The sequence below is a fragment of the Flavobacterium calami genome (genome assembly GCF_038290035.1).
In the GTDB taxonomy this organism is placed as follows: domain Bacteria; phylum Bacteroidota; class Bacteroidia; order Flavobacteriales; family Flavobacteriaceae; genus Flavobacterium; species Flavobacterium calami.
Map to the genome: position 1 here is coordinate 229,825 of NZ_JBBYHS010000002.1, position 19,288 is coordinate 249,112.

A 19,288-nucleotide genomic window follows, 5' to 3' on the forward strand; every position below is an offset into this window, starting at 1 on the left:
TATTATTTGCAATGTATTTTTATTATAGCTATAGAAATTTAAAATTCAATTATGTATTGTTTACTCCATTTATGCATATCAGTTCCATTTTAATGTTGATTGTTTATTTTCATAAATGGAAAAACTACTATTTATTTTTTGTTAGTATTTGCATTTTAGGGCCAGTTTTTTTTTTAGCATTTAAGCCTTATTTCGAAAGTATCGATGTTTTTCATTATATATTTTACAAAATTAACACTTATTCCAAAGGAAATATTGCAATTAGTTACACGCATTGGCTTTTTTTTGCTTTTATATCAATTTTTATTTTATTGGGAATAATATTATATAAAAAAAGAATGTTACATCCCTTTGTAGTTACTACCGCTTTTTTTTATTATGTAAGCTATTTTGTTAGCCCAATTATGGCTTTCCGTTTTACTCCTTATGTTTTATTCGCTTTGTTGTTTTTGAATTTTGACGCACTAAAAAAGCAAACTAACAGAATACTGAATTTGTCATCTGTTTTTCTTTTTGTTATATATTTATTTGTCTTATATCATACACATAATAAACTCATCCCTACTTGAAATAATACTAATAGTTTATTGGTTTTACCTTTGATAAGTTCTAAAAATCAAATCCTAGTTTTATTTAAATAATTCAATGCTATAAATTTTCATGCAATACATTTTTATAATTTTACTTTTTTTTGCAGCAGAACTATTTTATTTTATGGTTGCTGAAAAATATAATATAATAGACAAACCCAACGAGAGAAGTTCTCATACAGAAATCACCTTGCGCGGAGGAGGAATTATTTTTTGGTTTGCAGCTTTGCTTTATTTTGCAAAACATATCCAGACAAATTATTTTTTCTTTATCGGAATTACATTGGTTAGCTTGGTAAGTTTTTGGGATGATATTCAGAGTTTATCCAATAAAATAAGGATATCAGTGCATTTTTTGGCAATTACGCTTTTGCTTTTGGATTTAGGGGTTTTTAATGAAATTCCATTCTTTGTAATTCTACTGATTTACATCGCTGCAATTGGTTTCATAAATATTTATAATTTTATGGATGGTATAAACGGGATTACAGGTTTATATACTTTGGTAATAATGGGTTCATTGCTATATGTAAATCAAAATATTCAGTTATTTACAGATAGTACTTTTATAATATATCCGATGATTGCCAGTTTAACTTTTCTTTTCTTTAATTATAGAAAAAAAGCCAAATGTTTTGCAGGAGATATAGGAAGTATAGCCATTGCTTTTTGGGTTATCTATTTTATTTTAAAGTTAATTTTAGCAACAAATTCTGTAATATGGATTCTGTTTTTTGCAGTTTATGGAACGGATGGTGTTTGTACAATTTTGCATCGTTTGTATCTGAAACAAAATATTTTTGAAGCCCATCGTTTACACTTGTATCAGATTCTGAGTAACGAATATAAAATTCAGCACAGATTAGTTGCGTTATATTACGCTCTGGCACAAATAGCGGTATCTGTGATAGTACTGTTTTTATATCAAAAAGTTCAGGACGGATTGATATTTATAATAGTTATAGTTCCTTTATTTTTCCTTTATACTTCAAAATTTTATTTGTTGAAAAAAAAGAATTTAAAATTTAATTAATGCAACCTAAAGTAATTAAGGGCGGAAGTTTTTCAGATCACCGTGGAACTATTTCTTATGTGAATGATTTTAGTTTTAAGGATATCGAAAGATTTTATATCATAAGTAATTCTGACGAAAACCCAATTCGGGCATGGCAGGGGCATAAATTAGATGCTAAAAACTTTTATTGTATAAATGGATCATTCAAGATTCACTTTGTAAAAATTGACAATTGGGAAAATCCTTCAAAAGATTTGTTTGTTGAAACTATAATTGTGAGTGATTCAGAAAGCAAAATTGTGCATATTCCTGCAGGTTATGCGAATGCAATTGAATCATTAGAAACAGGTTCAAAATTAATATCATTTTCTACTTTACCATTGACAGCTGTGGGCGATGATGATGTTCGTTATGCTTCAGATTATTGGGGAATTAATGGATAACAAAAGAATTTTTTTATCGCTCTCAACACAAAGCGGTTTCGAACAGCATTATATCCAAAAGGCATTTGATGATAACTGGATTACTTCAGGGGGACCTAATGTAGATGATTTTGAGGAAGTTTTAGGAAACTATCTAAAGGACGATTTATATATTACAGCTCTGAATTCAGGGACATCTGCAATTCATTTAGCGTTGCTTTTATTAGAAGTTGGAAGAGGAGATGAGGTAATTTGTCAAAGTCTGACATTTTCGGCATCGGCCAATCCAATTTTATATCAAGGAGCAATTCCGGTATTTGTAGACAGTGAGCCTGAAACCTGGAATATATGTCCTGAACACCTTGAAATAGCAATTGCCGACAGGATAAAAAAAGGAAAAAAACCTAAAGCGATAATAGCGGTGCATTTGTACGGCAGTCCATATAAAGCAGATGAAATTCATGCCATTGCAGAACGATATCAAATTCCAGTTATAGAGGATAGTGCCGAGGCTTTAGGAAGCTCTTACAAAGGGAAAAAATGTGGGACTTTTGGAACTTTTAGTATTTTTTCTTTTAATGGAAATAAGATTATTACCACTTCTGGAGGAGGAGTTTTAATTTCGAAATCAAAAAAATCAAAAGAAAAAGCCATTTTTTATGCGACCCAATCCAAAGATGAAGCTGTTCATTATCAACATAGTGAAATAGGTTACAATTACAGGATGAGCAATATTTGCGCCGGCGTTGGTCTTGGTCAGATGAAAGTTTTGGATAAAAACATAAGCTCCAGAAGAGAGATAAATGGTTTTTATAGGGAGATTTTTAAGGATATTAAAGAAATAGAATTGTTCCAGACGGTTAATAATGATTTTTTTTCGAATTATTGGTTAAGCACAATTTTAGTTAAAGAGAACGAAAATGTAAACAGGGAAAGTTTAAGACTTGCATTTGAAACTGTCAATGTTGAATGTCGTCCCATTTGGAAACCAATGCATTTACAACCTGTTTTTTCCGACTATCCGTATTATGGGAGTAATGTAGCTGAAAACTTATTCAAAGAAGGATTGTGTTTGCCATCGGGTTCAGGTCTTACAAAAGTAGAAAAAGAGAGAATAAAAGAAGTAATCCATAGCTTCTTTAATAATTATAATAGTTAATATGAAAATTGAAGAGACATTTATAAAAGATTTACTAATAGTTGAACCAACAGTTTTTGGAGATGAGAGAGGTTATTTTTTTGAATCATATAGCAAAACAAAATTTGAAAGTTTAGGAATAGATATCGAATTTGTTCAGGACAATCAGTCTTTTTCTAAAAAAGGGACTTTACGCGGCTTGCATTATCAAAACCTTCCTTTTGCACAAACTAAGCTGGTTAGGGTACTGGAAGGCGAAATTATAGATGTGGCAGTAGATTTAAGAAAAGATTCTCCTACTTACGGAAAATCATTTAGTATTTTGCTTTCGGCAGAGAATAAAAAACAATTACTAGTGCCTCAGGGATTTGCTCATGGTTTTTCGGTTATCAGTGAAACAGCTTCTGTAATGTATAAATGCGACCAGTTTTATAACAAAACTTCAGAAGGCGGAATTAAATTTGATGATCCATCTTTAAATATTGATTGGGGAATGGACTTGAAAGATGCAATTGTATCTGAAAAAGATCAGATTTTGCCTTTTATTGAAAATTGTAATAGCTTATTTTAATGAAAAGAATTTTAGTAACAGGAGCTAATGGACAATTAGGATCTGAACTTTCAAGACTTTCTTCAGATTATCCTCAGTACGAGTGGATGTTTGCTGACAGAACTCAGATTACATTAAATGATATAGATTTGCTAAATACTCAGTTAAGCAAAATTAAACCTGATATTATTCTTAATTGTGGGGCTTATACAGCTGTAGATAAGGCAGAATTAGAAAAGGATTTGGCTTTTGCAGTAAATCATTTAGCAGTAGAACAGATAGCTAAATATGCAAAAGATAATAATGTAAAATTAATCCATATTTCTACAGACTATGTTTTTGACGGAACCTCTTCAGTAGCTTTAAATGAAGAGGCAGAAACAAATCCGATAAATATTTATGGAGCCAGTAAATTAGCAGGTGAAGTGGCTTGTTTAAAAGAAAATCCAGATTCTATTGTTATCCGGACTTCATGGGTTTACAGTAAATACGGAAATAATTTTGTTAAAACAATGCAGCGGTTAATGCAAGAAAGGGATACTGTTAATGTGGTAAATGATCAGATTGGTTCTCCAACTTATGCCGGAGACCTGGCAAAAGCTATGATACTTATTCTGGAATCTGGAATCTGGAAACCTGGAGTCTATAATTATTCGAATGAAGGTGAAATAAGCTGGTATGAATTTGCGTTGAGCATCAAGGAATTTGGAAATTATGATTGTAATGTGGGAGGAATTCCTTCAGAATCATATCCTACTCCGGCCAGGCGTCCAGAATTTTCATTATTAGATAAGAAAAAAATAAAAGCCACATATAATTTGGATGTGCCAGATTATAAAGAAAGTTTAAAAAAAATGTTTATTTAAAATAGTTTTGGACTAAAATGATAAATAGAAATCTAAAAAATAGCAATCTATGAAAGGAATTATACTTGCCGGCGGATCCGGTACTCGTTTACATCCATTAACACTTGCTATGAGCAAGCAAATGATGCCTGTGTATGATAAGCCAATGATTTACTACCCATTATCAACACTAATGATGTCAGGGATAAATGAAATATTAATTATTTCTACACCTCATGATTTACCCAATTTTAAAAAGTTATTGGGAGATGGTTCCAGTTTGGGGTGTAAATTTAGTTACGCCGAACAGGCTGTCCCAAATGGTTTGGCCCAGGCTTTTGTAATTGGTGAAGAATTTATAGGTGATGATGATGTGGCCTTAATATTAGGTGATAACATATTTTTCGGATCCAATATGCAAGAACTTTTAAAATCAAATACAAAGCCAAATGGAGGTGTTGTTTTTGCATATCATGTTTCGGATCCGGAAAGGTATGGAGTTGTAGAATTTGATGAGAATTTAAAAGCAATTTCTATTGAAGAAAAACCAGAAGATCCAAAATCAAGTTATGCTGTTCCTGGACTATATTTTTATGATAATTCAGTTGTAGAAATTGCTAAAAGCATTCAGCCAAGTGCAAGAGGTGAATATGAAATTACAGATGTCAATAAGGTATATTTAGAAAAAGGGTTGTTAAAAGTTGGTATTTTGAGCAGAGGGACAGCCTGGCTGGATACCGGGACTTTTAATAGCTTAATGCAGGCTGGACAATTCGTTCAGGTCTTAGAAGAAAGACAGGGGCTAAAAGTAGGCTGTATCGAAGAAATTGCATGGAGACAAGGTTTTATCTCCGATAAAGAATTAGAACAACTGGCTTTACCACTCATTAAATCAGGATATGGGGCTTATCTCATGGAATTTTTAAAACAAAAGAAAAAAGGAAACTGATTTTAATTTTAAAAGAAATATTTTTTAAAATCTTTAATTAGTATTTTTGTAAGTGTAATTTTTCAATACTTAAAGTAACTAACTTGGAGACAAACCCATTAACCAGAATAGCAGCTTTGTTGCATAATAAATTCTCGCCAAGGAACATTAAAGCAAATATTAATAATCTTAGTTATTTGCCCAGATGGATTATCGTGGCTATAGATGTAATGGTTCTTGTTTTTTCGTTCACTTTTACTTACATGTTGTTTGAGGGAACAGCCTTAGGTTATGTGATAACAAGATATCATTTTTATTTTGTGACCAGCCTTTTGACTACTAATATATTTTTCTTTTGGCTTTTTAGGACATATTCTGGTATTATTAGGCATTCTTCCTATATTGATGCTATAAAATTGTTGTTTTCTCAAATGTCAGTTTTGATTTTCTTTTTGATTTTCAATTTGTTTTTTGAGTTGTATACAGGGCACAAAGCATTTTTAAATACAGCACTTTTTATAAATTTAGTGCTTTCTTTCTGTGGTTTATTTTTATATCGTGTAATTGTAAAGCAGACGTTTGAAATCTATTTTTCAGAAAAAACGGATTCGAAGCTAATACGTACAGTTATTTACGGTACCGATGCCAACGCAATTTCAGTTGCCAATGCATTAAAATTTGAAACACCTTCTAGATTTAAAATTGTTGGTTTTGTTGATAAAAACAATCAAAATGCTTCAAAACGAATGTTGGATTTGCCAATATTAATTCAGAAGAAGAGATTGCCCGCTTTAATGAGATCAGTAGCGGCAGAAGGTGTTATTATAGCAGATAAAAGTTTGACCAAAGACGAGCAATTGATAATTGTCGACCAATGTCTTGAATTCAATTACAGAGTATATACTGTCCCATTAATTTCAGATTGGGAGAATCAAAAAGAAATTTCTCAGAAAGTAAAGAATATCCAGATAGAGGATTTACTGGAAAGAAAACCAATCGTATTAGACAGCAAATCGATTTCTAAGCAATTAAAGGATAAAGTTATACTTATTACCGGAGCAGCAGGTTCTATAGGTAGTGAAATTGTAAGACAGGTTTTAGGGTTTGATCCAAAGACCATAGTGATTCTTGACCAGGCAGAAACACCTTTACATAATTTATGTTTGGAGACGATGGCATTGGATTCCCAGACAAAAATTAAAGCTGTTATTGCAGATGTTAAAAGCAAAAAAGCTATGGAAAAAGTGTTTAGCGATTTTAAACCTCAAGTAGTTTTTCATGCAGCTGCTTATAAACATGTTCCACTGATGGAAGAAAATCCTTCACAAGCGATTCTTACGAATGTTAAGGGAACTAAAAATCTGGCAGATCTGTCCTGTAAGTATAATGTGAAGAAATTTGTAATGGTTTCTACAGACAAAGCAGTGAATCCAAGTAATGTTATGGGGGCCAGTAAAAGAATTGCAGAAAAATATGTTCAGTCTTTGTTTTTAAAAAATCAGAATGAACATTCGGGGTGCAAGACTAAATTTATTACTACACGTTTTGGAAATGTTTTAGGATCTAATGGTTCCGTAGTACCGCTCTTTACAAAACAAATTGCCGAAGGCGGACCGGTAACAATTACACATCAGGATATTATTCGTTACTTTATGACTATTCCTGAAGCTTGTCAGCTGGTTTTAGAAGCCGGTGCAATGGGTAATGGAGGCGAAATTTATATTTTTGACATGGGTAAACCTGTTAAGATAATTGATTTGGCTAAAAAAATGATTAAGTTAGCCGGTTTTATTCCTGATAAAGAAATAAAAATAAAAATTGTGGGGCTTAGGCCAGGCGAAAAGCTTTATGAAGAATTATTAAACGATACTTCGAAAACGCTTCCAACTTATCACAACAAAATTATGATCGCGCAGGAAATCCAGGATGAATATCTAAATTTGCACAATGAAATTGAAGAACTTATAGAGATTGCAAATTTTTACAGTAGTGGAGAAATGGTAAGTAAAATGAAAAAAATAGTTCCTGAATTTAAGAGTATGAACTCTACTTTTGAAGTTTTGGATAAATAATTATAAGGTAAAATTAAAATGAAAAGGTGTTTTGTAAAAAAACGCCTTTTTGCTTTTTTAATCTTTCCATGCACAGGTAAAATCCTGTTAATTGTGCAAGTTGAGGTAATAAAAGCATTACAGACAAATAGTTTAAGATGAACCATAGTAATGAAAATAAGGACTGGCTGTTTGAAATAACGCCAAAAAATAAATTTTTCTCATTAAATTTTAGAGAGATATGGCAATACAGAGATTTACTATTCCTCTTTGTTAAACGGGATGTAATTACAGTTTATAAGCAAACAGTTTTAGGACCATTGTGGTATTTGATACAGCCATTGTTTACTTCGGTTACATTTACTATTATTTTTAATAATGTGGCCGGAATTAATACAGGTAAAATTCCTCCGTTTTTATTTAACCTTGCCGGCATTTCAGTCTGGAATTATTTCACTGCTTGTCTTAACGGGACTTCTGATACATTTAAAGCCAATGCAAGTATTTTTGGTAAAGTGTATTTCCCGAGAATTATTACTCCTTTATCTATTGTAGTTTCAAATCTTATAAAATTTGGAATCCAGTTTTTGATCTTTATTATCTTCTATATTTTTTTTCTTTTTAATGGAGCAGATTTGAGTATCAATCCGATAGTTGTTTTTTTTCCGGTACTGGTTATACTTATGGGGATATTAGGACTAGGATTAGGAATGATTATATCTTCGATGGTTACAAAATACCGTGATTTAAGTTATTTGATAGGTTTTGGGATTCAGTTATTAATGTATTTATCTGCAGTAATGTATCCGATGGCATTGATAAAAGAGAAACTTCCTTCATTTGGATGGATGGTAGAATATAATCCTTTGGCTTACATTATCGAAACATCCCGTTATATGCTCTTGAATACCGGAGAAATTTCTGCCTTAGGATTAATTTGTACGTTTTTGGTTACCATTGCCCTGTTTTTTATAGGTCTTTTGATTTTTAATAAAGCAGAGAAGAGTTTTATCGATACGGTTTAATAATCAAAGACAAAATGCAATATAAAAGAAATACTGATTTTCAATTTCTAATTTTCAACTTCTAGCAGTGAAAGACATTATATTAAAAGCCGAAAACATTTCCAAGCAATATCGTTTGGGTCAGGTAGGAACCGGGACCCTGAGCCATGACCTGAACCGCTGGTGGCATAAAATCAGGGGGAAGGAAAACCCATATCTAAAAATAGGGGAGGTTAATGATCGTTCTACTAAAGGAACTTCAGATTATGTGTGGGCATTGCAGGATATAAATTTTGAAGTAGAACGGGGAGAAGTACTTGGAATTATTGGTAAAAATGGAGCTGGAAAATCAACACTTTTAAAAATTTTATCTAAAGTTACAGCACCTACTACAGGAAGTATAAAATCACGCGGACGTATTGCTTCACTGCTGGAGGTGGGTACAGGATTTAATGGTGAAATGACCGGGCGTGAGAACATTTTCTTAAACGGAGCTATTCTCGGAATGACCAAAAAGGAAATAGCCTCCAAACTTGATGAAATAATTGAGTTCTCAGGCTGTGAGCGATATATTGATACACCTGTAAAAAGATACAGTAGTGGTATGACTGTTCGTTTGGCTTTTGCTGTAGCCGCTTTTCTGGAACCCGAAATATTGGTCATTGATGAGGTATTGGCTGTTGGCGATGCCGAATTTCAGAAAAAAGCCATTGGCAAAATGCAGGATATTTCTAAAGGAGAGGGAAGAACTGTTTTATTTGTGAGTCATAACATGGCGGCGGTAAAGAGTTTGTGTACGAAATTAATTGTACTAAAAAATGGGGCTGTCTTTTTTGAGGGAGATGTAGATGAAGGTATCGCAGTTTATTTGAATGCAGAAAATGATAATTTTGACGATAATGCAATATACGAATTTATAAAAAATCAAAAAGATGATTCTTTTATCTTGAAAAATGTTTTTTTATGTCAAGATTTTTCTTCAGAGAATAATTTTTACACAAATAAAGAAATTATTATTAACATTGAATATGAAATATTAAAGGATATTCTTGGTTTAAGAATTGGTTTTGATTTGATTGATTTAACTTCTGGAGTAGTAATTTTTAGATCATTTCATGATGATTTGGAAAGTGATATCAAATATGCAAATAAAGGAAAATTTTCTATTAGGACTTCTATATCAGAAAATTTTTTAAAGAACGGGTCATTTGGAATTAAATTAGCTATAGGAATTCATAATACAAGATGGATAGTTTATGATGATAATCTAGTGTTGAAGTTTAATATGACGAATGTAGGTGGTTTGAATAGTGCCTTTACAGATTCGAGACCTGGATTTATAATGCCTCAATTGAATTGGCAATATGTTGATAATTAAAAAAATGAAATAATGAATAAAAGCTTTTTTAAGAGACCGTTATATAATATTGCGGGTAAAATTTCCAAAGTTATGAGAGATTTTCAAAAGAGGCAGGATGAAAAAAAGATCATTGCCGCTGATGAAAGTTGGAATAAATTATTTAAGAGTAATAATTTTTTTGAATATAATTTAAATAGTAAGGTAAAAATTAATCTTTATAAAGATAGCGTTTTGTCAAGATTAATTTATGAAGGTTTTGAAAAAGAAGAAACAGATTTTTTAGAAAAAACACTTACAGAAGGAGATATTTTTGTAGATATTGGAACTAATATTGGTTTGTTTTCTTTATTAGCTGCAGAAATTGTGGGCATAGACGGTAGAGTATTATGTTTTGAACCTGCTCCAGATACATTTTCTAGGTTAAACGAAAATATAATTTTAAATGATTTCAAAAATATTCACATAAACAATATAGGTCTTTCTAATGAACCAGGAGAGTTAACTTTTTATGTTTCAAATAATGGACATGATGCTTGGAATTCTTTTGCGCCAAGTTCAGATAATAAATTAGAAAGTTCTATTCAAGTGCCAGTTTCAACCTTAGATTTAGAATTAAAAGACATTGATAAATCTAAAATAAAATTAGTAAAGATTGATGTTGAAGGTTGGGAGAAATTTGTCTTAAATGGAGGAAAAGATTTTTTTATAGAATTTAGCCCGGTAGTAATGGTGGAATTTACTGAATCGAATACATTTAATGCAGGGTATTCAGTTCACGAAATATACGATATAATGCAAGATCTTGGTTATGTCTGGTATACTGTCAAAAATAAGACATTGCTCTTGGAAACAAAAAGACTTCATTATCCATATAATAATTTAATTGCTATTAAAGAGTCAGAAAAAATACCGGTAAAAAATATTATTGGATTAAAGTGAAAAAAAAACTCTCAATTATTACTATAAATTACAACAATCTCGACGGACTAAAAAGAACAGTCGAAAGTGTTATTAACCAAACCTGGCAAGAGTTTGAATATATTGTTATTGATGGTGGTTCTACAGATGGAAGTGCTGAATATATTGAATCCCAAAGGGATAAAATTGATTATTGGGTAAGTGAACCCGACAAAGGGATTTATAACGCAATGAATAAGGGGATTTACAAAGCAAAAGGTGAATATGTTGTTTTCCTGAATAGTGGAGATTTTTTTCTTTCCTCAGCAATACTTCAAGATTGCTATGCTATAATTAGAAATGGGAATGCTGATGTTTTTTATGGACAAATCAAAATTGATCATCATCATAAGGAAAAAACCATTGTTTACCCAGATTTATTAACTCTTAGTTATATGAAAGATATGGTCATTAATCATCAGGCTTGTTTTTTTAAATTGACTACCCTTCTAGAGCATAATGGATATGATGAAAAATATAGTTTAGCAGCAGATTATCATTATTATTTAAAATTGTACATAAAAGGAAAAATCTTTTGCCCGATTTTGTTTCCTACAGTCAAATATGATATTTCAGGCGTCAGTAGTTTACGTATGGAAGAATATAGGGCAGAAATGAAACAAGTCTGGACAGATACTATTCCTACTTTTTTAATAAAATTAGAAAAGGATTATTTTAATTTGGTATCTACTATTGAAAGTAGTTTAATTTTGAAATTAGCTTTTAAGTTAAGAAAATACAAAATAAAATGGTTTCATGGGAAATAGTGGATTAGTTTCAATAATAATGCCTGCTTATAATCCTGGAGAGTATATTAATGATGCAATCCGTTCAGTATTAGATCAAACATATTCAGATTGGGAACTAATCATAGTTGACGATGGTTCAACTGATAATACTGCTCAAAAAGTTAAATCATGGATTGAAAAAGATAATCGCATACAATACTATTATCAGGAAAATGGGAAACAAGGGAAAGCTAGAAATCTGGGTGTTTCAAAATCAAAAGGTGAATATTTAGCCTTTCTTGATGCAGATGATTTATGGCTTTCAGAAAAATTGGAGTTTCAAATCAAAGAAATTCAAGAGAAAAAGGTGGATTTGGTTTTTTCAGATTCATATGTTTTTAATAACAATGAAATAGTAGATACTTCTAAAAGAATGAATGTTCCTGATGAAGTTTTCTATAGTGAAAATGACATAAAATTGTTTTTGGAAGGAAATAGAATTCCAATTTTAACAGTTTTAGTAAAAAAAGAAAAAGTTATTAATGTTGGTTGTTTTTCAGAGGAATTACCAATTCAAAATGTAGAGGATTATCATCTTTGGTTAAAATTACTTATGTCGAATTATCTTTTTTATTCTTCAAATCGAGTGATGGGAATGTATAGGGTTCATAGTAATGCAGCCACTTCTTCCGATAAACTTGTATTAAATAAAATTCCTAATGTTTTATTTGATTTAAAACATCGCCACCCGGATTATAAAAATGAAATTCAACAAGCTTTAAAGATTAAATTTAGATTTATTTACAACAGAAATCTTTTTACGAAATCAGAATTGGCTTTTTGGATAAAGATCAATACACAATATTTATCAAAATCATATTTAGTTTTTATTTATTTATTTCTAAATATATTGCTCCCTACAAAAATTACAAAACGGTCTTTAATATATTTTTTGAATGCATAATTTTAGTCTGAAATGATAACAATAATATATCCGTTTAGGAACAGGGAGTTAAACAGGATTAAAAACTCTTTAGATTCTTTAACAAATCAATCGAATAAGGGATTTAATGTTGTTTTTGTAGATTATGGTTCTGATTTAGAAATAGCATCATCAGCTCAAGAGCTTTTAAAACAATATGAATTTGTAAAATATATTTATTCTTATCATAATAATCAGCCTTGGTCCCGCTCTAAAGCAATAAATATTGGATTACGATTTACTGAAACTGAATATGTTTTTATTGCCGATATAGATATTATTTTCCATTGCAGATTTATTGATTTACTATTTGAACTCAAAAATGAAAAACAGAATTTTTATTTTCAGGTTGGATATTTGAGCGAGTCTGAAAGTAAAGAACTTAAAGAATTCGAAAATTATACAATTGTTTCTAAGAGTATTCCTGAAGGACAGGGTTTATCTTTTTTTAAATTAGATTGTTTATTGAAGATTGGTGGATATGATGAATTTTTTCATTTTTGGGGAGCAGAAGATGAAGATTTACATTTTAGGCTTCAAAACGCTGGATTTCATTCAGAATTTTATAATAAAGAAATTTTACTATTGCATCAGTGGCATACAAGTTTTGAAAATCTGAAAAAAAAACAATTAACAATAGAGCCGATGTTGTCTGATATATTTGCTTTAAACAAGCAAAAGATGAGGTTTAATCAGAAAAACAAGATAATAAAAGTTAATTATGCAGATTGGGGGAAATTAATTACGGAACAAGAGTTTCAAATTTTGAATAATAGTCCAAAATCAGTCGTTTTGCTTAACAAGAAACATATAATAGAAAATTTTATAGATATTATTTTACCAAATACTAATGGAGAAGTCATTAACGTTGTTTTTAAGGATCATCTTTATAGATTTTCTTTAAATTATAAAATCAAGAGATTATTACGTATAAAGACTCATGAATACTATTCATTAAAAGAAATCAATGATTTATTACTCAAAAATTTGGTAATTCACTATAGGAGTTGTTTATATAACTATAAAGTAAATACTGATTTAAAAAGTATTCAGTTGAAAATTAAGAAGTAGTTCAGCTTATGGCTTTATTAATTTCTATAATAATCCCAACATTCAATCGAGCTCACTTAATAACAGAAACTCTCGATAGTATTTTGGTACAAACATATGAAAACTGGGAATGTATAGTTGTGGATGATGGCTCTACCGACAATACGGCCGATGTTTTAGCAGATTATATAAAAAAAGATAATAGATTTCAATATTATGATAGGCCCAAAGAAAGAATAAAAGGACCTAATTCATGTAGAAATTATGGTTTTGAATTAAGTAAAGGAGATTATGTTAAATGGTTTGATAGTGATGATATGATGATGTCTGATTTATTAGAAAAACATATTTCGTCATTTGAAAAAAATATTGATGTTAGTGTTTGTAAATTGACTTATTATGATTTTGGTTTAGGGATTTCTTTAAAAGAAAATACAATATATTCTAAGAGTTTAATTGAAGATTATTTCACTGGGAAAATTACATTTTATGTCTCAGGCCCGATGTGGAAAAGAAGTTTTCTTAAAAAACAAGCCAATTTATTTGATGAATCCATCACTAACCTTGACGACTGGGATTTTAATTTGAGAATGTTATATCAAAAGCCTGTAATAGAATATATTGATGAATCTTTAATTCAATATCGAATTCATGAAAATTCCCTTTCAAGTGAAATAGGTAAACTTAATTATTCTGAAATACGTTCAGAATTTAGCGCGAGAGAAAAACACTTGAAATTAATAAAAATCAACAAATGTGTAAATCCGGGCATTTTAGAAAATTATATAAAAGACCGATATCGATATATTTTGAGAGAGGCACTAGTACAAAAGGATAAAAACAAAATATATTTTTTTAAAAATTTTTTGGTTTATCAACTCAAAATGAAGGATTTTGGAGGAATGACTAAAACTTTTTTTGGATTTATGTTTTATACGATTTTTAATAAAGGATATAAATTTTTATAATTATGAAAATCCTCTTTGTTTCCATGCCATCTGTTCACGTGATTCGCTGGATAGAGAATTTAAAAGATACAGATCATGAATTGTATTGGTTTGATGTTTTAAATAGGGGAAAATTGAAAACTTTAGATTCTGTGATTCAATTTACAGATTGGAAAATAAGAAAATTGCCCTATTTAAAAGGAGAATATTTTTTAAGTAAAAAAATTCCTTCTTTATATCAAAAAATTATTCCTTATTTGGAAGTAACAGCAAATGAAGCTTTAGAAAAAATAATTTTAGAAATTCAGCCTGATGTAGTTCAGAGTTTTGAAATGCATTATTGCTCATATCCCATTTTGCAGACAATGAAAAAACATTCTGATATAAAATGGATTTATTTTTGCTGGGGAAATGATATTTTTAGGCATCAAGTTTTAAGAAGTGATTTGAAAAAAATTCGTTCCGTTTTGAAAAGAGTAAATTTTTTAATAACAGATTGTAAAAGAGATTTTTTTTTATCAGAAAAGTACGGATTTAAAGGGAGGTTTTTAGGGGTTTTACCGGGAGGCACGGGTTATGATATAAAAGATATAACATCTAATTATAAAGATTTAACCACTAGAAGAATTATTTTAATAAAAGGATATCAAAATGAAATAGGAAGAGCAATGTTTGCTATAGAAGCTATAAAATCAGTAATAAAAGAATTAGGAAATTTTGAAATCTATGTTTTTTCAGCCAGAGGGATGGTTGCTGATTTTATTCTTTCCGATTCAGAATTGAATAAAAAAATTACAATACTAAATGAATTAACCCAATTAGAATTATTCAGTTATTTTGGTCAATCATTTATGTATATTGGTAATAACATTTCAGATGGTATGCCAAATACATTATTAGAGTCTCTTTTATTGGGGGCATACCCCTTGCAGTCAAATCCAGGCGACGCTACAAAAGAGCTTATAGGGAAAAAATATTTTGGGCAGATAATTGATGATCCTGAAAATTCTGATGAAATAGCACGAAAAATATCGCAGATAATTAATGATCGGGAAAATATTTTACATCATGCAAATATGAATCACGAAAATGCAATTGAAGATTATAATTATGAAAAAATAAATAAAAAAATTGTTGACTTATATAGTTTATTATAAATGAATTACCCTTTGGTTTCCATAATTATTCCGACATACAACAGGGCTGATGTTATAGGAGAAACACTTGATAGTGTAGCGTTACAGACATATCAAAATTGGGAATGTATCATAATAGATGACAGAAGTATTGATAATACGTATGAAATAATTGAAAATTATTTAAAAAATGATTCACGTTTCAAGTTTATAAAAAAAGATTTTGGAGATAAAGGAGCGAGTGCTTCGAGAAATTTAGGTTTAAAAAATGCAAATGGAAAATATATCCAGTTTCTTGATTCGGATGATATATTGCACCCTGAAAAAATTGAACACCAGATTAATTTATTAATTAAAAACGATACATTAACAATTAGCACATGTAAATGGGAAAGAATCCAGAATTCTGTTTTAGAAATAAAAGAGTTTAGTAATAAAGCAGATTATCAAAATTATATTGATACTAAAGATTATTTTGATGTGATTGGTAAATACGGTGGCTTTTTCCCTCCAGAAGCATATCTTATTTCAAGAGAAATTATTGATTTTTCTGGTCATTGGAATGAAAATTTAACCAATAATGATGATGGGGAATTTTTCTTTCGCATTATTTCAAATGCCTCAAAGATGCTCTTTGTAGAAAATTCAATAGTATATCATAGAAATGCTTCACTCAATCATCACAATTTGAGTGAGTTGAATTCTGATGATAAAATTATAAGTCTGATTAACAGTTGGAAGATAATTGAAGCGTTGTATGTTACCAGATACGGCAAGGAAAATTCTATTTACATTGCTAAAAAGAAAGAGGCAGTATATAATTCAATTCAATTAAAGTACAAACATCTCGTAAAGGATAATAAGCACTTCTTTAAAACTCAGATTAAGAATGATAATTTCGTATTGAAGGTAAAAAAAATTATAAAAAAAATTAAATTAAGATTTAGAAATAATGCGAATAGGCTACAATCCACATAAAGACAAAAAAAATGATGAGACTCAATATATTCATCAGGTCATTATTCCGGTTTATATCCCTAATCAGAAAGGTTATTTTAAGGATAGTTTTGCTATTCTAAAATTATGTTTGGAATCCCTTTTTAATACGGTTCATGGAAAAACTTTTATTACTATCGTTAATAATGGAAGTGATAAAATAATTGCAGATTATCTGGACTTAATCTTTAAAGAAAACAAAATTCAGGAGCTTATTCATACAGAGAATATCGGGAAGCTAAATGCTATACTGAAAGGCTTAGCAGGAAACAATATAGAACTGGTAACTATTTCAGATTCGGATGTTTTCTTTTTACCTAATTGGCAAAAAGAAACTATTAAAGTATTTAATGAAGTACCTAAAGCGGGTGTAGTGGGAATTGTACCTCAATTTAAAATGTATGAAAGCAATTGCGGGAATGTCTTGTTTGATACTTTATTAAGTTCCAAACTTCAGTTTATACCTGTAAAAAACAAAGAAGCTTTAGTTAAGTTTTATGATAGTATAGGCTGGGATCGGGATTACAATCAGGATTATCTGAAATATACTTTAGGATTAAAAATTAATCCAGAATTGAATGTCTTAATAGGTTCAGGGCACTTTGTGGCAACTTATAAAAAAGATATTTTTGAAAATATTACCACATATATAGGTTATAAAATGGGAGGAGGCAGCGAAAGTTATCTGGATAATTTACCTTTAAAAAAAGATTATTGGCGATTGACTACCTACGATAATTACGCTTATCATATGGGAAATGTCCTCGAGGATTGGATGAATGTCCCCATTTTAAACGAAGAACTTCATGCAAATTTAGAAACTAATTTTTCTAAAAATAAAAGGCAACACAAGTTTCTATATTTTATAAAAAACAGGGTTTTTGTCAAGTTTATTTCGATAAAATGGATTATGAAATTTTTTATAAGATATAAAAAATTACCCGGGACAATGATTGAAAAGTATTAAGGTGCAAATGGGAAAAAAATTTTCAATCCTGATTACCACCAAAAACCGAATTCAGGATTTGAGTTTTACTTTAAATAAAATTCAATATTTATTGGATAGGGAAGATGTGGTTTGTCTTATATGTGACGATGGTTCTACTGATGGTACTTTTGAATATATCCAAAATAATTTTCCTCAAATCCAATTGATTAAAAATTTTAAAAGCAAAGGTTTAATTTACTCTAGAAATAGGTTGTTGGATTTGGTTGTGTCTGAATTTGCTATTTCTATTGATGATGATTTGCATTTTATTACTCAAAATCCGTTAGGAAGTATCGAAACAGCTTTTCGAAAAAATCCAAAAATAGGTTTGATCGGTTTCAGAATTTACTGGAATCTAAATGAACCTGAAATAACAAAATCGTATGCTGTTTCCCATCGAATGAAAAGTTTTGTAGGTTGTGGGCATGTATGGCGTATGAGTGTCTGGAGAGAAATTCCTGATTATCCCGAATGGTTTGTTTTTTATGGCGAGGAAGATTTTGCTTCCTATCAGCTGTTCAAGAAAAATTGGGAAATACATTATTTACCTGAAGTTTTGGTTAATCATAGGGTTGACATCAAATCAAGAAAGAAAGGTTCAGATTATAGTATTCGCTTGAGACGTTCTCTACGATCGGGGTGGTATTTGTATCTTTTGTTTTTACCATACTCCTTAATTCCAAGAAAGATGAGTTATTCTATTTGGATGCAATTAAAATTAAAAGTTTTTAAGGGAGATTGGGACGTTTTGGCGGCTCTTTTGCTGGCAATGAAAGATTTAGTATTTGCCTTACCTAAGATTTTAAAAAGCAGTAATCGATTGACAAAAGCAGAGTACAAATCGTATCAGGAATTGGCAGATACAAGATTATACTGGAACCCAGAAGATGAGTTACAACAGAACAACAATCGAGCATAAATGAAAACTATCGCAATCATTCCGGCACGAGGAGGTTCAAAACGTTTGCCTCAAAAAAATATTCTTCCTTTAGGCGAAATCCCACTGGTTGCTCATGGTATTTTATATGCTAAAGCAAACAGCGAAATTATTGATGAAATCTACGTTTCAACAGACGATGCAGAAATAAAGAAAGTTGCACTACAGTTTGGTGCGAAAGTAATTGACAGACCCAAATCTTTAGCGGGAGATTTGGAACCAACAGTTTCAGCTCTTAAAAACACATTAGAACAAATAGATAGTGATATAGAAAATGTAGTTCTTTTGCAGCCTACAAATCCGTTACGTCCAAAAAGTTTACTCAAAGAAGCTTTTGATATTTATAAAAAAGGAAATTATGAAAGTCTTTTTAGCGTTTCCAGAAATCATCAGAAATTCGGAAAAATAACTGATCATAAATTTATTCCGTTTAATTATGCGATCGGACAGCGAAGCCAGGATTTAGATCCTTTATTTTTTGAAAATGGACTGTTATATATTACTAAAGCTTCTTTAATTTTAGATGATATTATTGTTTCAGAAAATGCTTTTCCATTCGAAGTAAATCATATTTTTGCCAATGTTGATATTGACACTCAGGAAGATTTTGAGTATGCTGAATATCTTTATCAAAAACTTATAACTCATAACTCATAACTCATTT

General features: G+C 30.2%; 19 protein-coding genes. All 19 read left to right on the forward strand.

The window, feature by feature from the left end:
* Nucleotides 1-660: 660 nt before the first annotated feature.
* The 19 genes from AAEO57_RS02530 (at nt 661) to AAEO57_RS02620 (ending at nt 19,281) form a co-directional block, all read left to right on the forward strand.
* Nucleotides 661-1,623, forward strand: a complete 963-nt coding sequence (locus AAEO57_RS02530; protein ID WP_341689214.1) for an MraY family glycosyltransferase — start codon at nt 661-663, stop codon at nt 1,621-1,623.
* Nucleotides 1,623-2,048: a WxcM-like domain-containing protein gene (locus AAEO57_RS02535; RefSeq protein ID WP_341689216.1), complete on the forward strand. Its 426-nt coding sequence runs from the start codon at nt 1,623-1,625 to the stop codon at nt 2,046-2,048. Before AAEO57_RS02530 ends, AAEO57_RS02535 begins: the two co-directional genes overlap by 1 nt.
* Nucleotides 2,041-3,186, forward strand: a complete 1,146-nt coding sequence (locus tag AAEO57_RS02540; protein ID WP_341689349.1) for a DegT/DnrJ/EryC1/StrS family aminotransferase — start codon at nt 2,041-2,043, stop codon at nt 3,184-3,186. Before AAEO57_RS02535 ends, AAEO57_RS02540 begins: the two co-directional genes overlap by 8 nt.
* Before the next feature lies 1 nt (nt 3,187).
* Nucleotides 3,188-3,736, forward strand: a complete 549-nt coding sequence (rfbC, locus tag AAEO57_RS02545) for a dTDP-4-dehydrorhamnose 3,5-epimerase (RefSeq protein ID WP_341689218.1) — start codon at nt 3,188-3,190, stop codon at nt 3,734-3,736.
* Nucleotides 3,736-4,581: a dTDP-4-dehydrorhamnose reductase gene (rfbD, locus tag AAEO57_RS02550; protein ID WP_341689220.1), complete on the forward strand. Its 846-nt coding sequence runs from the start codon at nt 3,736-3,738 to the stop codon at nt 4,579-4,581. Before rfbC ends, rfbD begins: the two co-directional genes overlap by 1 nt.
* A gap of 49 nt (nt 4,582-4,630) precedes the next feature.
* Nucleotides 4,631-5,509, forward strand: coding sequence for a glucose-1-phosphate thymidylyltransferase RfbA (gene rfbA / locus AAEO57_RS02555; protein WP_341689221.1), 879 nt, complete (start codon nt 4,631-4,633; stop codon nt 5,507-5,509).
* 83 nt (nt 5,510-5,592) lie between these two features.
* Nucleotides 5,593-7,560 carry a polysaccharide biosynthesis protein gene (locus tag AAEO57_RS02560; RefSeq protein WP_341689223.1) on the forward strand — a complete coding sequence of 656 codons (1,968 nt, stop codon included), beginning with the start codon at nt 5,593-5,595 and terminating at the stop codon, nt 7,558-7,560.
* A 137-nt stretch (nt 7,561-7,697) separates the two neighbouring features.
* Nucleotides 7,698-8,564: an ABC transporter permease gene (locus tag AAEO57_RS02565; RefSeq protein WP_341689225.1), complete on the forward strand. Its 867-nt coding sequence runs from the start codon at nt 7,698-7,700 to the stop codon at nt 8,562-8,564.
* 67 nt (nt 8,565-8,631) lie between these two features.
* The gene (locus tag AAEO57_RS02570) at nt 8,632-9,921 is read left to right on the forward strand and encodes an ABC transporter ATP-binding protein (protein ID WP_341689227.1); all 1,290 of its coding nucleotides are present in this window, start codon (nt 8,632-8,634) and stop codon (nt 9,919-9,921) included.
* A gap of 12 nt (nt 9,922-9,933) precedes the next feature.
* Nucleotides 9,934-10,842, forward strand: coding sequence for an FkbM family methyltransferase (locus tag AAEO57_RS02575; RefSeq protein WP_341689229.1), 909 nt, complete (start codon nt 9,934-9,936; stop codon nt 10,840-10,842).
* Nucleotides 10,839-11,627 carry a glycosyltransferase family 2 protein gene (locus AAEO57_RS02580; RefSeq protein WP_341689231.1) on the forward strand — a complete coding sequence of 263 codons (789 nt, stop codon included), beginning with the start codon at nt 10,839-10,841 and terminating at the stop codon, nt 11,625-11,627. The genes AAEO57_RS02575 and AAEO57_RS02580 overlap by 4 nt, the downstream gene beginning before the upstream one ends.
* Nucleotides 11,617-12,552 carry a glycosyltransferase family 2 protein gene (locus AAEO57_RS02585; protein ID WP_341689233.1) on the forward strand — a complete coding sequence of 312 codons (936 nt, stop codon included), beginning with the start codon at nt 11,617-11,619 and terminating at the stop codon, nt 12,550-12,552. Before AAEO57_RS02580 ends, AAEO57_RS02585 begins: the two co-directional genes overlap by 11 nt.
* A gap of 12 nt (nt 12,553-12,564) precedes the next feature.
* Complete coding sequence (locus AAEO57_RS02590) at nt 12,565-13,641, forward strand: glycosyltransferase family 2 protein (protein WP_341689235.1); 1,077 nt, start codon at nt 12,565-12,567, stop codon at nt 13,639-13,641.
* An 8-nt stretch (nt 13,642-13,649) separates the two neighbouring features.
* Nucleotides 13,650-14,588 carry a glycosyltransferase family 2 protein gene (locus AAEO57_RS02595; protein ID WP_341689237.1) on the forward strand — a complete coding sequence of 313 codons (939 nt, stop codon included), beginning with the start codon at nt 13,650-13,652 and terminating at the stop codon, nt 14,586-14,588.
* 2 nt (nt 14,589-14,590) lie between these two features.
* A complete protein-coding gene (locus AAEO57_RS02600) occupies nt 14,591-15,724 on the forward strand; it encodes a glycosyltransferase (protein ID WP_341689239.1) in 1,134 nt (377 codons plus the stop codon).
* Nucleotides 15,725-16,681, forward strand: coding sequence for a glycosyltransferase family 2 protein (locus AAEO57_RS02605; protein ID WP_341689241.1), 957 nt, complete (start codon nt 15,725-15,727; stop codon nt 16,679-16,681).
* Nucleotides 16,656-17,666, forward strand: a complete 1,011-nt coding sequence (locus AAEO57_RS02610; protein ID WP_341689243.1) for a glycosyltransferase family A protein — start codon at nt 16,656-16,658, stop codon at nt 17,664-17,666. The genes AAEO57_RS02605 and AAEO57_RS02610 overlap by 26 nt, the downstream gene beginning before the upstream one ends.
* 7 nt (nt 17,667-17,673) lie before the next feature.
* Nucleotides 17,674-18,606, forward strand: coding sequence for a glycosyltransferase family 2 protein (locus AAEO57_RS02615; protein ID WP_341689245.1), 933 nt, complete (start codon nt 17,674-17,676; stop codon nt 18,604-18,606).
* A complete protein-coding gene (locus AAEO57_RS02620) occupies nt 18,607-19,281 on the forward strand; it encodes an acylneuraminate cytidylyltransferase family protein (protein WP_341689247.1) in 675 nt (224 codons plus the stop codon). It begins immediately after the preceding gene.
* The last annotated feature ends 7 nt before the right edge of the window (nt 19,282-19,288 follow it).

What these genes read in the sequence shown, in the direction of transcription:
- rfbD (WP_341689220.1), top strand. Translation starts at nt 3,736, where the DNA reads ATGAAAAGAATTTTAGTAACAGGAGCTAATGGACAATTAGGATCTGAA.
- AAEO57_RS02575 (WP_341689229.1), top strand. Translation starts at nt 9,934, where the DNA reads ATGAATAAAAGCTTTTTTAAGAGACCGTTATATAATATTGCGGGTAAA.
- AAEO57_RS02600 (WP_341689239.1), top strand. Translation starts at nt 14,591, where the DNA reads ATGAAAATCCTCTTTGTTTCCATGCCATCTGTTCACGTGATTCGCTGG.
- AAEO57_RS02590 (WP_341689235.1), top strand. Translation starts at nt 12,565, where the DNA reads ATGATAACAATAATATATCCGTTTAGGAACAGGGAGTTAAACAGGATT.
- AAEO57_RS02620 (WP_341689247.1), top strand. Translation starts at nt 18,607, where the DNA reads ATGAAAACTATCGCAATCATTCCGGCACGAGGAGGTTCAAAACGTTTG.
- AAEO57_RS02610 (WP_341689243.1), top strand. Translation starts at nt 16,656, where the DNA reads ATGCGAATAGGCTACAATCCACATAAAGACAAAAAAAATGATGAGACT.
- AAEO57_RS02585 (WP_341689233.1), top strand. Translation starts at nt 11,617, where the DNA reads ATGGGAAATAGTGGATTAGTTTCAATAATAATGCCTGCTTATAATCCT.
- AAEO57_RS02595 (WP_341689237.1), top strand. Translation starts at nt 13,650, where the DNA reads ATGGCTTTATTAATTTCTATAATAATCCCAACATTCAATCGAGCTCAC.
- AAEO57_RS02615 (WP_341689245.1), top strand. Translation starts at nt 17,674, where the DNA reads ATGGGAAAAAAATTTTCAATCCTGATTACCACCAAAAACCGAATTCAG.
- rfbC (WP_341689218.1), top strand. Translation starts at nt 3,188, where the DNA reads ATGAAAATTGAAGAGACATTTATAAAAGATTTACTAATAGTTGAACCA.
- AAEO57_RS02530 (WP_341689214.1), top strand. Translation starts at nt 661, where the DNA reads ATGCAATACATTTTTATAATTTTACTTTTTTTTGCAGCAGAACTATTT.
- rfbA (WP_341689221.1), top strand. Translation starts at nt 4,631, where the DNA reads ATGAAAGGAATTATACTTGCCGGCGGATCCGGTACTCGTTTACATCCA.
- AAEO57_RS02565 (WP_341689225.1), top strand. Translation starts at nt 7,698, where the DNA reads ATGAACCATAGTAATGAAAATAAGGACTGGCTGTTTGAAATAACGCCA.
- AAEO57_RS02605 (WP_341689241.1), top strand. Translation starts at nt 15,725, where the DNA reads ATGAATTACCCTTTGGTTTCCATAATTATTCCGACATACAACAGGGCT.
- AAEO57_RS02535 (WP_341689216.1), top strand. Translation starts at nt 1,623, where the DNA reads ATGCAACCTAAAGTAATTAAGGGCGGAAGTTTTTCAGATCACCGTGGA.
- AAEO57_RS02540 (WP_341689349.1), top strand. Translation starts at nt 2,041, where the DNA reads ATGGATAACAAAAGAATTTTTTTATCGCTCTCAACACAAAGCGGTTTC.